This window comes from Campylobacter concisus (genome assembly GCF_015679985.1).
Taxonomy (GTDB): Bacteria; Campylobacterota; Campylobacteria; order Campylobacterales; family Campylobacteraceae; genus Campylobacter_A; species Campylobacter_A concisus_AC.
Map to the genome: position 1 here is coordinate 246,559 of NZ_CP049239.1, position 12,333 is coordinate 258,891.

Sequence of the window (12,333 nt, forward strand, 5' to 3'; positions counted from 1 at the left end):
GCATTAAAATACAAAAACTTGTTACTAGGAGCGAAAAATGGACTACAACAAACATAACAAAGGCTTTGTTTGCTTTATGTACGGCTTTGGACGAAGCAGGGCAGTTTATGCTGTTTTGATGGTTTTAGTCATATTTTTGCTTGGTTTTTTGACATTTGGCTCAAGTGCTCAAACTGATATTTTAAATTTACAAATAGCCCTTAGTGTCATGCTTTGCGGGCTTTTACTCATCCTTGTAAATCCAAAAATTTTTATCATCAAGCTAATTGGATATTTAATTTCACTTGCTGGCGTTATGATCGCTCTTCACAATGCAAATTTACTAGGTGAAGGCTTTAGCTTATATTTTTACGCAAGCCTAGTCTTTGGCGCATTTATGATGCTCATGCTTCTTAGCTGGTTTGTTTACAACGCAAGAAGCAGTGAAATAAATGAAATTTAGTTCGCCACTCCCATAAGCACGCTTGTATAGGTGTTTTGCTTAGGTTCTGAGCTTGTTACATCATTTACATTTATGCGGCCAGCCTCAAGTCCAGCCTTGATGAGCGCTTCTTTTACTGTATTTGCACGCTCATTTGCAAGCTCAACTAGCTTTTCCTTATCCACTTCGATGATTTTTATTGCCTCTTCTCTTAAGGCTTTATCGCTTTTATCTTTAGCGTTTGGAACGAGAGAATTTAGCACAGTAATATAATCTTTACCACTTGAGGCGATTATTTGATTTATCTTTTGATCAAGCTTTTTTTCTTTAAAGTAGAGCACGTCTATTTCGGAGTAAGTAGGCGTGATGCTAAGTTTCATCATAGGCTTTGCAGTAGTTAATTTTATAAAATCAGCTATTTTTGGTGCTTCTGAGCTTATTAGCTCGCTACTTCCAGCAAGAAAATCAATAGAGCTTAGATCCTTGCTGCCAAGTCCTAGAGCATTACCTAAAAATCTAAACGGAGCTAACGTAATGTCTGCAAAGAGCTTTTTAACAGCAGCCCAAATGACACCGCCATATTTAAAGTCAGGATCGTCTAAATTTCCTTCAACTGGTAGGTCGATATTTATTTGATTATTTTGATCGCTTAATATCGATATAGCAAGCGAAAGTGGCAAATTTACAGCATCTTTTGAATCAACCTTTTCTCCAAGTGTGAGTGTGTCAAAATTTATAAGATTTGAGCCGTTTAGTTTTGAATCAACAACGCTATAATTTAGATTTAAATTTAACTTGCCTTTTTTTATTTTATAGCCCAAAAATTGCCCGCTATATGGCGTTATGTCGATTAGATCGATATCTTTAAAATCAAGCTTAATATCGGTATTTTGCTTTAGCTCAAAAGGAAATAATTTTGCTGTAATCTGAGAAAAGCCATTTTTGCCAACTATGCCTTTAAACTCACCAGAACTTGGACGTTTTTTATCGATGTCAGTTAGCTTGCCATTTAGATTTGAAATTTTTGTAGCAAATGGCATAAATAGTGACGCATCTGAAAAATCAACCTCGCCGTTGTTAAGTGAGAAATTTTTGATACTAAAATTTAGCTCGTCATCTTTTTTACTAGCCACCTTTTTGCTCTCAGCTTTTTGCTCATTTTGGGCTTTGTTTTTATCTTCTTTTACGATTTTGCTTAGATTAAATTCGCGCTCTTTGCTTAGATGAGCCTTGATAAATGGCGAATTTAGAGCAACTCCAGTAATTTCAAGATTATTTTTAAAAAGTGAAATTTTATCCACTTCTAAACTTTTAAACGCGATTAGCTTTTCTTTATTTTTATCATCTAATCTAATATCTTTTACACTAAGTTTTGCATCTGCTTTTATATCTTTTGCATAGTGAAGCTCGGCGTTTGCACTCATCTCTCCACTTGAAAGATCTGCCTCTAAAAATGGCTTTGCGTAGGCAAAATATCTTGGCAAATTTTTATCTTCAAGTTTGATTTTAGCAGTTATATCAAGTGGTTCAAGTTTGATCTTTGAGGTTAGGTCTAAATTTAGCTTTTGTGAGCTTTTCATATCCACTTTTGCGTCAAATGGCTTACTAAAATCGCTACTTAAATTTGCTATTTTTACAAATAAATTATCAAATTTATGAGTGATCTTCTCGCCTTCAAAAAGGTGAGTCAAAGCGATATTGGCGTTATTTACATTGATATTTTTTATGTCAAATTTAAACTCACTCTCTTTGCTTTTTGAAGCTGATGTATTCTCTTTTTTAGTTTTAGTGCGATGATTGGCTGTTTTTGCTGGCTCATGCTCACCAAGTCCAAGCTGGTTTATCGCACTTAAACCACTACCATTTAACTCTGAGTTAAATTTTGGTCTATTTACATCGATATTCTCAGCACTCAAAGCCATATTTAAAATATCAAATTTGATCGTTTTTGTAAGCACATCAGTGGTATCTAAAATCTCTTTATTTTTTGCCTTTAAATTTATGCCATTTATACTAAGCTCATCAAGAGTTGCAAGGCTTTTATTGGTATCTTGGGTAAAGCTAATGTTTGAGAATTTAGCCCCTGTCACATTTGCATTCGCATTTTTACTAAGCGGGGCATTGATGTCATCAAACGTTATTTTTTCAAGCGTTAGAGCTGTTTTATTATTTGCTAAATTTGTATTTAAATTTGAGGCATTTATATCTTTTAGATTTACTAAATTTTTACTGGTTTCGTCTATTTTCAGGCCGTTTGCATTTATGCTATTTAGCGTAGCTGTTGCGTTTAGCTCACTTTTTTCATTTAAATTTGCTAAAAGCGAAATATCGTTTAAATTTAGTGATTTTAAGCTTGCTGTTATTGCATTTTTAAATGACACATAGCTTAAATTTATGGTATTTAGCTCTAATTTAGCATCTATCTTGTCTGCTATCTTACTTGATAGATTAAATTTTGGAAGCTCTAGCTCACCAAGGCTTAGTTCATTTTTGCCCTCATCTATGCTTAGTGATTTTACATTTAAAAAGCTGTCCTTTAAATTTATATTTGTAGCGTTCTCGTCGGCAATTAAAGCGTAATTTATTCCTAAATTTATGACCGCATTTTTAAGATTTAGTGTGTCGTTATCGATGAAGCTAATCGCGACTGGATCGATACTAAAGTTCTTTATGCTGATATTGCCCTCGATTTTTAAGGGATTTAGCTTGATATCGCCATTTAGATCGATCTTGTGAGCTAGAGTCGAGTTTGAGTCAAAGATATGGCTACCTGCACTATTTTTCTTAGTATTTAGCGAGCTTAGCTCGTAGTTTATATCATCAAAATTTACGTTAAATGGATTTGTTAAATTTTGATCGCTATATGAAAATGAGCCTTTGATGATTTTTGCGTTATTTAAGGCAAAATTTATAGAGCTAGTGCTGTTATCTTCGGTAGTTGCGTTATCGTCGCTTATAAAATTGCTAAAGTTAAATTTTGAATTTTTATCCCTTAAAATTTTGACATTTGGCTCTTGAAGCCTAAAAATATCAACTTCAATTAATTTTTTAAAGATAGAAAATGGCTTTAGCTTGACATCGATTTGCTTTGTGCTAAAAAGTGGCGAAGTAGTGTTTAGTTCAGCATTTGTAGCATTTAGCTCAAAGGTAAATGGATTAAATTTAGCGCTCTCTACAAAAAGCGTTGCGTTGTAGTCTTTTAGATATTTTGGAGCGATATTTTTAATGCCATAAGGTATACCAAAAAATCCAAGAAGAGTATAAATAACTAAAAGTGAAACTACGCAGATGGCTGAAATAAGTGCTGTTTTTTTATTTTTATTCATTGTAAAATTTGCCTTGTTGTTGTCTAAAATAGGGAGAGATTTTACTTCAAAAAAGGTTAAAAGATAGTTAGAAATTTAAAACTTCTATACTATAAATTTACATTTAGCTTAATAACACTTTTATACGATTCGTATTACTATGCAGAAATATTTTTAAACAAAGGGGATGGTGATGAAGAAAATTTTGCTTGTCTTTTTTTTGTTGTTTGGCATTTTTTCTCATGCAAATGAAGATACCGTTGTAATCGCTATTGAGGAGCAAACACCTCGTATAAATCCACTTTACGATGAGGATCACGATCCTACGCTTTCACTCGTTTTTTCGGGGCTTACGAGCCATGATGAAAATAGCAACATCGTACCAGAGCTTGCGAAGTCTTGGCAAGTAAGCAATGATGGGTTGGAGTATATTTTTGAGCTAAGAGATGATGCTTTTTGGCATGATGGGGTGAAATTTAGCGCAAAAGACGTTAAATTTACTATCGAAGCGGCTCAAGATAAGAAGCTAAACGCGCCTGCTATCTCAAATTATGAAGTGGTAAAAAGTGTTGAAATTTTAGGTGATTATAAAGTAAAGATTACGCTTAATGAGCCTTTCCCGCCATTTCTTGACGCACTTAGTTTTGGTGTTTTGCCTGAGCACATTTTAAAAGGTAAAGATATCTCAACTGATAAATTTAACGAGGCACCCATCGGCACTGGCGCATACAAGCTTGTAAAGTGGAAAAAAGATGAGAGCTTGGAATTTGCGGCAAATGAGAAATTTTACAAGGGCGAGCCAAAGATAAAAAGGGTATTTTTTAAAATTGTTGGTGATGAAAATTTAAGGCTCGTTGGGCTTAAAAGTGGTGAGATCGATGTCGCGCTCATCTCTCCAACTGGTGTAAATTTCATAAAAGATGATAAAAAATTAAGCTTGCTTAAGTTTAAAAGCGCGGATTATAGAGCTTTGATGTTTAACTTTAATGATCCTCTTTTTCAAGATAAAAATGTAAGAATCGCCCTAAACTACGCTATAAATAAAGATGAGATAGTTAAAAATTTATTTCACGGATATGCAAGCGTAGCGAATAATCCTATAGAAAAAAGCTTTGCAAATGACAGCGAGTTTAAATTTAGCCACGATCCGCAAAAGGCCAAAGAGCTACTTGAAAAGAGCGGCTTTAAGAGAAACAAGGCTGGCTTTTTTGAAAAGGATGGCAAGGAGCTTGGCTTTGACATCTACGCCTTTAATAACGACATTTTAAGGGTCAATCTAGCCAAAATTTTAAGCAGTGAGCTAAATAAATTTGGTGTGAGAGCCAAAGCCTACGCAAAGCCAAGAACAGCCTTTAGTATAAGCGAGATTGATAGCTTTATCATCGGCTGGGGAAGCCCATTTGATCCAGATTTTCACACATATAGAATTTTTGGCGGATTTGCCGATGTGAGTGTGAATGAAAATAGCTGGAATTTTAACCACTACAAAGATGCAAACGTTGATATTGCCCTAAAAAATGCAAGATATACAAAGGATGTGGAGCTTAGAAAAAAATACTACAAAGAATTTCTAAAAGCGCTTTTTGAAAATCCACCTTATATTTTCATAGCCTATCTTGACTATCCGCTCGTCTTTAACAATAAAATTTTAGGCATCAAGACGCAAATTTTAGGCCACCATGGAGCTGGATTTTTATGGAACATAAGAGAGTGGCAAGTAAAATAGTGGATAAAAACTTTGTTTAGAGCCATTTTAAAAACAGCGATCTCAAGCCTTGGATTGCTATTTTTCATCTCATTTTTTCTATTTTTGCTCATATATTTTTTGCCAGGCAATGTCACTGACGTGATGTTTTCGAGGAGTGAGGCGGTAAATTTAGCCATAAAAGAGCAAATTTTAGAAAATTTGGGGCTAAAAGATGGCTTTTTTGTGCAGTATTTTAGATGGCTAGCTCACTTTGTCGCAGGGGATTTTGGCACTAGCTTTGTAAGTGGGGCAAGCGTTTTTTTGCTCATTAAAGAGAGGCTTTTAAACTCGCTTATCTTATTTTTTGCTTCGTTTTTTCTGATAGTTTTTTTATCATTTTTCTTGGGGCTTTTAAGCGCCATTTATAAAAACAAATTTGCCGATATCTTTATAAACTTTAGCTCGTTTTTGCTTGCCTCACTCCCTCATTTTTACGTAGCTCTCGTGCTAATAGCGATCTTTAGCGTTTATCTAAACGTGCTACCAAGTTCAGGCGCAAACGAGCTAGGATCTAGCGGCGTGGGGGCTAAATTTATCATCTTGCCAACTCTTGCCATCATCTTGCCACACCTTGGCGCAAATGTGAAATTTGTAAAAGACAGGCTAAATCAAAGCCTAAATGCTGACTTTATCCAGACGGCTCACGCTAGAGGTTTGGGGCGGGGCAAAATTTATCTCTTTGCGATAAAGCAAGCGAGCACCGACATAGTCTATTATTTCGCAACCCTTGTAGCTGGCGTTTTTGCTGGCTCATACGTCATTGAGAGTATTTTTTCATTTCCAGGTATAGGCAAGCTTAGCCTTGATGCAGTCATCGCCAAAGACTATCCAGTCGCACTTGCGATCATTTTGCTAACGGCTGTTTTTGTCGTTTTTGCAAATTTGCTAGCAAAAATTTTCGCTATCTTAGCAGATAAGAGAAATTTATGAGAAAAGTCATATTTTTCTTAGCCTGTTTTGTCTTTTTGGCACTTGTCACATTTGCCTTTGTGACGCCGTTTTTCTCTAAATTTGAGCCAAATTTCACTGACTTTATGATGGTAAATTTAGCCCCAAGTAGCGAGCATATCTTTGGCACTGACATTCTAGGCAGGGACAATCTCATAAGAGTGGCCTACGCACTTAAAAACTCGCTTCTTATCTTACTGCTAGCTGGCTTTTTAACGACGCTTTTTTCGCTCATCTACGCATATTTTGGCACGAGCAAGAGTAGAGTTTGTGAGAGCCTTTTTGATAAGGGGCTTGATGCTTTTTTAAGTATCCCAAACATCGTTTTCATCATGCTTTTTAGCTCATTTAGTAGCGGAGATCTGCTTATAACATCTTTTATCATCGCCATTTGCTCGTTTATGCAGGGCGCAAAAGTCTTTATGCAAAATTTAAGACTTAGTAAAAAGTGCGACTACGCCGAGCAAGTCGTGATAAATGGGGCTAGTAAATTTAGTCTTATCTGCTTTGAAATTTTGCCAAATTTAAAGCATTTAATAATTAGCATCTTTGGCATAAGCGCGATAAACGCAGTCGTCATGGAGGCTACGCTTGGCTTTTTTGGTGTGGGTAGCGACGCAAATAAAATAAGCCTTGGCATCATGCTAAATGAGAGTAAAGAGGCGCTTTTTCTGGGCTCTTGGTGGATGGTGCTTTTCCCTGGCGTGACGCTCTTTTTGCTCATCCTTGCAACCTCGATTATCACGTCAAATTCAAAAAATGGCAATATAAAAATATGATAGAGATTAAAAATTTAAATATTTTTTATAGGGATAAGAAGCTTTTGCATGAGCTTGATTTTGGCATGAGTGAGGGTAAATTTATAGGTATCACAGGCGCTAGTGGCAGTGGTAAATCGCTCTTTGCAAAGAGCTTAATAAGGCTTTTTGATGATGATTTTAGAGTGAGGGCAGATAAATTTAGCATTTATAAAAAAGATATCTTAAAACTTAGCCAAAATGAGCTAAAAGAGCACCGAAAAAAGGTCGCAGCGCTCGTTTTTCAAAACTCCGTTGCTAGCCTTCATCCGCTCTTAAACGTCGGCGATCACTTCAACGCCTATCTTGGCGGCGATAATAAATCAAATAAAGAGCTTGCATTTAGCTATTTTAGGGAGTTTGGGCTGGGTAATGCAAATCTCATCTGGCACAAATACTCATACGAGCTAAGTGGCGGTGAGGCGAGCCGCGTGCAGATCGCTCTTGCGCTTTGCTTAAAGCCAAAAATTTTAGTCTGCGACGAGATAACAAGTGGGCTTGATAGCATTAGCGCTAGCCACGTAGCAGGTATCTTAGAGAGTCTAAAAGGCAAGATGAGCGTTATCTTTATCTCGCATGATGAGGCGCTAACGAACTATCTTAGTGATGAGATTTGGCAGATGAGAGATGGGCGGCTAAATTTAAAGGAAAATGCGTGAAAATAAGGCTCAAAAACGTCTCAAAAAGTTTAAGCTTTAAGGAACATTTTAACGCTAGAGCTGAAGTGCTGCACCTTTTAGAGGGGATAAATTTCGAGCTTGATGATGGCGAAAATTTAGCCATTTTGGGTCAAAGTGGTAGTGGCAAAAGCACGCTTGCAAAGCTCATATCATTTAGCGAGCCAAAAAGTGGGGGCAAAATTTATATAAACAATGAAGAGATCACGGACAAAAATGAGCTCAAAAAAGATATCAGATATATCTTGCAAAACCAAAAACAAGCCCTAAATCCAGCGCTAAAAGTAAAAACAGCCATCGCTCACGTGAGGTTGTATCTTAAGCTTATCTTTAGCGAAAATGAGCTTAAAGAGCTTTTGGCAAATTTAAATTTAAAAGATGAAATTTTAGAAAAATATCCATCTCAGCTAAGTGGAGGCGAGGCGACAAGGGTCGGGATATTGCTAGCTCTTCTTTCAAAGCCAAAAATTTTGATCTGTGACGAGATAACAAGCGGGCTTGATAACGAGACAAAGCAAAAGATCATAAATTTGCTTTTAAGCTTAGATGAAAAGATCAGCATTATTTTTATCACGCACGATATTTTAAGTGCGATGAAGATAGCGCAAAAAGCGCTAATAATCGAGGCTGGCAAGCAGGTGGCGTGGGGTAAATTTGATGATCTTGCGAGCCAAAATGTGCTTAAAAAATACCTTGATGCTACAAAAATTTATAAAAATAATCTTTGATATAATGCGAGCAAAAAAGGTTAAATTTTGCTAGTTCACATCTGCTGCTCGGTCGATAGCCACTACTTTTTACAGCGCCTACGAAAAGATCATCCAAATGAACGAATAGTAGGCTATTTTTACGATCCAAATATACATCCATATAGCGAATTTTTACTGCGTTTTGAGGACGTGAAGCGAAGCTGCGAGAAGCTAGGTATCGAGCTAATATGCGGCGAATACGACTACGAAGCGTGGCTTAGTGGCACAAAGGGACTTGAAGATGAGCCAGAAAAGGGCAAAAGGTGCGAATACTGCTTTGATTTTCGTATGAAAGACTCCGCTAAAAAGGCACTTGAGCTTGGTCTAAATAAGATCACGACGACACTTTTGATGAGCCCAAAAAAGGACTTTACTCAGCTTAAAAAGGCACTTGATGAGGCGGTGGCTGGCTCAAATTTAGAGGCGGTCGCAGTTGATTATAGAAAAAATGGTGGCACAAGCGAGCAGTTTATCCTCGCTAAAAAGGACAAACTCTATCACCAAAACTACTGCGGCTGCGTCTTTGCGCTAAAAAAACAGCGCGACTCGCAAAATTTGCCCCAAAGTGAGCTAATGAGCGAGCTGCACGCAAGGACACTTTATGGCAGCATAGAAGCTAGGCTTGAGCTTTATAAAAAGGTGTGCGAGTACGAGGCGAGAGGTGAGAAATTTCACCTGTTTAGAAGGCGATTTTTAAACTACAGGCTTTTACGTGCTTATGTAAAATTTGAAGGTCATGTGACACCGAGCTACTTTGTGCTTTACTCTGGCTTTAAAAGAGAGAATTTAAAGCTTAATGTGGAGCATGCTTGCGAAATGGACGATGAGCTAAAAGAGGGTACAGTCTTTATGAATATAGAGCGCTTTAATAAATTTACAAACAGCAAATTTAAAAGCGTTGATGAGCTTTGCAAAAGACCGCTTGAGCTTGGCGAGGAGCTAAAATTTCGCCGTGATATAAGTGGGGAATTTTCGCAAAATCCTATCATCATCTTAGACGAGGTCAAAAAAGGCAGCTACGAAATTTACGCAAAGGCTGTTTTTTACAACGACAGCGAAGAAATTTTGGTTTTAGAGAGCTAAATTGATATCCATTAAGGCTAAATTTCAGAGATTTTAAAAGAGGCTAATAATTTTTTTCTTAGTATAAATTTGTTACAATCGCCAGAAATTTACATTACTAAGGCTAAAACGTGATAGACGTCGTAGAAATTCAAAAAATTCTTCCACATAGATTCCCATTTTTACTTATAGATAGAGTTGTCGAGCTAGAGCCAGCTAAGAATATCGTAGCTTACAAAAATGTAACCATTGGCGAGCCGATATTTCAGGGGCATTTCCCAGGTCACCCGATCTATCCTGGCGTGATGATAATCGAAGGTATGGCGCAAGCTGGCGGTGTGCTAGCGTTTAAGAGCATGAGTGATGAGCATCAAGCTGGTATCGAGAATAAAGTAGTCTATTTTATGAGCATTGACGGAGCGAAATTTCGCCATCCAGTCCGCCCTGGAGATAGACTAGAGTATAGATTAAATGTGCTAAAGCACAAAGGAAATATCTGGGTGCTTGAAGGCAAAGCATACGTAGATGACGCACTTTGCGCTGAGGCTGAACTAAAAGCGATGATAGTCGATAAATAGGCTTTTGCTTAAAAAAGAGAAACAATGAAAAATATCCACCAAACAGCAGTCATAGAAGATGGAGCGATCATTGGAGATGACGCAAATATCGAGGCTTATGCGTTTGTAAGTAAAGATGCGGTCCTTGGCAACAACGTCACGATAAAGCAAGGCGCAAGGGTACTTGGCAAGACGAGGATCGGCGATAACTCTCGTGTATTTAGCTATGCGATCGTGGGCGATATTCCGCAAGATATCAGCTATAAAGATGAGATTGATACCGGCGTCATTATCGGCGAGCACGCAACTATACGTGAGTTTTGCACGATAAACTCAGGCACGCACAAGGGCGATGGCATAACAAGGATCGGTGATAACGCCTTTATCATGGCCTACTCTCACATCGCACACGACTGTATAATAGGCAACAACGTCATTTTGGCAAATAACGCAACCCTGGCAGGTCACGTCGAGCTTGGTGACTACGCTGTTGTGGGTGGTCTTACGCCTATTCATCAGTTTGTTAGAGTAGGGGAAAGCTGCATGATCGCAGGTGCAAGCGCGCTTAGTCAAGATGTAGTGCCATTTTGCCTAGCTGAGGGCAATAGAGCATATATAAGAAGCTTAAATTTAGTTGGCATTAGACGTAGATTTGATAAAGAGCAGGTTGAAGAGCTAGTTCGCGCTTATAAATTTTTGTTTAATCAAGGCATCAGCCTAAAAGATCAAGCAAATGAGCTGATCGCAAAAACCAGCGATGAAAATGTTAAAAAAATGTGTAAATTTATATTAGAAACGACAAGAGGAATTCCGCTTGCAAAAGGAAGAGATTAATGGCTAGAAAGTGTAATTTTTGTGGAGAGGCAGAGTCTGCTGAGAGAAGATTACTCGCTGATATCGAAGGAAATGCCTATATATGTGAGTATTGTATTGCTGCTGCATACGATATGATACATGGAGATACTAGCGTAGAAGAGAGTAAAAATGACGAAACGATAGAGTATCAAAAGCTCACACCAAAGGAGTTAAAAGCGGTACTTGATAACTATGTGATCGGTCAAGATAGGGCTAAAAAGGTCTTTAGCGTCGGCGTATATAACCACTATAAGAGAATTTTTAAACAAAGCGACATCAAAGACGATACTGAAATTTCAAAATCAAACATCTTACTTGTTGGCCCAACTGGAAGCGGAAAGACGTTGATGGCTCAGACTTTGGCAAGATTTCTTGATGTGCCTATCGCAATTTGTGATGCCACAAGCCTAACTGAGGCTGGATATGTCGGTGAGGACGTTGAAAATATCCTAACAAGACTTTTACAAGCTGCAAATGGCGATGTTAAAAAGGCGGAGCAGGGCATTGTCTTTGTAGATGAGATCGATAAGATCGCTAGAATGAGTGAAAATAGAAGCATCACAAGAGACGTTTCGGGTGAAGGCGTACAGCAAGCATTATTAAAGATCATCGAAGGAAGCGTCGTGAACATCCCACCAAAAGGTGGCAGAAAACATCCAAACCAAGACTTCATCCAGATAGATACCACAAATATATTATTTGTTTGTGGTGGTGCATTTGACGGACTTCTTGATATTATTGAGAGAAGAGTTGGAAAAAATGTTCTTGGATTTAATCAAGAAAAACGTGGTAAAAACGAAAAAGAAAATTTACTAAGCCTGCTTGAGCCAGACGATCTTGTAAGATATGGCCTCATCCCAGAGCTTATTGGTAGACTTCACGTAGTAGCTACTTTAAACGAGATAACAAAAGAAGATATGGTGAAAATTTTAACTGAGCCAAAAAATGCGATACTAAAACAATATCAAAAGCTTTGTGCGATTGATGGTGCTACGCTTAAATTTGATGATGAAGCACTTGAAGAGATAGCAAGTCTAGCTATTGAGAGAAAGACCGGAGCTAGAGGGCTTAGAAGTATAATGGAAGAGCTTATGACGGACATAATGTATGAGCTGCCAGAGTTAAAAGAGTATGATATTGTTATCTCAAAAGAGACTGTAAAAGATAAGGCAAAGCCAATTTTAATAAAGCACGATAAGAAAATAGCGTAAAGGA

The 12,333-nt window shown here is 37.5% G+C and carries 11 protein-coding genes; 10 read left to right on the forward strand and 1 reads right to left on the reverse strand.

Translation table 11 applies throughout. The features are described from left to right. Nucleotides 1–37: 37 nt before the first annotated feature. A complete protein-coding gene (locus tag G5B98_RS01285) occupies nt 38–442 on the forward strand; it encodes a hypothetical protein (RefSeq protein ID WP_196086947.1) in 405 nt (134 codons plus the stop codon). On the opposite strand, the gene G5B98_RS01290 is transcribed toward G5B98_RS01285, so the two are convergent. After that, nucleotides 439–3,747 (reverse strand): DUF748 domain-containing protein, encoded by a 3,309-nt coding sequence (locus G5B98_RS01290; protein ID WP_196086948.1) that lies wholly within the window; start codon nt 3,745–3,747, stop codon nt 439–441. The two genes, G5B98_RS01285 and G5B98_RS01290, sit on opposite strands and share 4 nt — an antisense overlap. Before the next feature lie 172 nt (nt 3,748–3,919). Here G5B98_RS01290 and G5B98_RS01295 point away from each other — a divergent pair, with 172 nt between their 5' ends. The 9 genes from G5B98_RS01295 (at nt 3,920) to clpX (ending at nt 12,329) form a co-directional block, all read left to right on the forward strand. Further along, nucleotides 3,920–5,452, forward strand: coding sequence for an ABC transporter substrate-binding protein (locus G5B98_RS01295; protein ID WP_196086949.1), 1,533 nt, complete (start codon nt 3,920–3,922; stop codon nt 5,450–5,452). Nucleotides 5,453–5,464: 12 nt separating this feature from the next. Then, a complete protein-coding gene (locus G5B98_RS01300; RefSeq protein ID WP_196086950.1) occupies nt 5,465–6,403 on the forward strand; it encodes an ABC transporter permease in 939 nt (312 codons plus the stop codon). Further along, nucleotides 6,400–7,200 (forward strand): ABC transporter permease, encoded by an 801-nt coding sequence (locus tag G5B98_RS01305; RefSeq protein ID WP_196086951.1) that lies wholly within the window; start codon nt 6,400–6,402, stop codon nt 7,198–7,200. The genes G5B98_RS01300 and G5B98_RS01305 overlap by 4 nt, the downstream gene beginning before the upstream one ends. Continuing rightward, the gene (locus G5B98_RS01310; protein ID WP_196086952.1) at nt 7,197–7,877 is read left to right on the forward strand and encodes an ATP-binding cassette domain-containing protein; all 681 of its coding nucleotides are present in this window, start codon (nt 7,197–7,199) and stop codon (nt 7,875–7,877) included. Before G5B98_RS01305 ends, G5B98_RS01310 begins: the two co-directional genes overlap by 4 nt. Continuing rightward, nucleotides 7,874–8,623, forward strand: coding sequence for an ATP-binding cassette domain-containing protein (locus tag G5B98_RS01315; RefSeq protein ID WP_196086953.1), 750 nt, complete (start codon nt 7,874–7,876; stop codon nt 8,621–8,623). The genes G5B98_RS01310 and G5B98_RS01315 overlap by 4 nt, the downstream gene beginning before the upstream one ends. Before the next feature lie 27 nt (nt 8,624–8,650). After that, nucleotides 8,651–9,727 (forward strand): epoxyqueuosine reductase QueH, encoded by a 1,077-nt coding sequence (locus tag G5B98_RS01320; RefSeq protein ID WP_196086954.1) that lies wholly within the window; start codon nt 8,651–8,653, stop codon nt 9,725–9,727. Between the two features lie 110 nt (nt 9,728–9,837). After that, a complete protein-coding gene (gene fabZ, locus G5B98_RS01325; protein WP_021091063.1) occupies nt 9,838–10,284 on the forward strand; it encodes a 3-hydroxyacyl-ACP dehydratase FabZ in 447 nt (148 codons plus the stop codon). A gap of 24 nt (nt 10,285–10,308) precedes the next feature. Next, entirely contained in the window at nt 10,309–11,097 is a 789-nt protein-coding gene (lpxA, locus tag G5B98_RS01330; RefSeq protein WP_103592797.1) for an acyl-ACP--UDP-N-acetylglucosamine O-acyltransferase, read from the forward strand. Further along, nucleotides 11,097–12,329 carry an ATP-dependent Clp protease ATP-binding subunit ClpX gene (gene clpX, locus G5B98_RS01335; RefSeq protein ID WP_021090629.1) on the forward strand — a complete coding sequence of 411 codons (1,233 nt, stop codon included), beginning with the start codon at nt 11,097–11,099 and terminating at the stop codon, nt 12,327–12,329. Before lpxA ends, clpX begins: the two co-directional genes overlap by 1 nt. The last annotated feature ends 4 nt before the right edge of the window (nt 12,330–12,333 follow it).

Excerpts from the sequence above, each read along its gene's own strand:
- G5B98_RS01285 (WP_196086947.1), top strand. The coding sequence starts at position 38 with ATGGACTACAACAAACATAACAAAGGCTTTGTTTGCTTTATGTACGGC.
- G5B98_RS01290 (WP_196086948.1), bottom strand. The coding sequence starts at position 3,747 with ATGAATAAAAATAAAAAAACAGCACTTATTTCAGCCATCTGCGTAGTT.
- G5B98_RS01295 (WP_196086949.1), top strand. The coding sequence starts at position 3,920 with ATGAAGAAAATTTTGCTTGTCTTTTTTTTGTTGTTTGGCATTTTTTCT.
- G5B98_RS01305 (WP_196086951.1), top strand. The coding sequence starts at position 6,400 with ATGAGAAAAGTCATATTTTTCTTAGCCTGTTTTGTCTTTTTGGCACTT.
- G5B98_RS01310 (WP_196086952.1), top strand. The coding sequence starts at position 7,197 with ATGATAGAGATTAAAAATTTAAATATTTTTTATAGGGATAAGAAGCTT.
- lpxA (WP_103592797.1), top strand. The coding sequence starts at position 10,309 with ATGAAAAATATCCACCAAACAGCAGTCATAGAAGATGGAGCGATCATT.
- clpX (WP_021090629.1), top strand. The coding sequence starts at position 11,097 with ATGGCTAGAAAGTGTAATTTTTGTGGAGAGGCAGAGTCTGCTGAGAGA.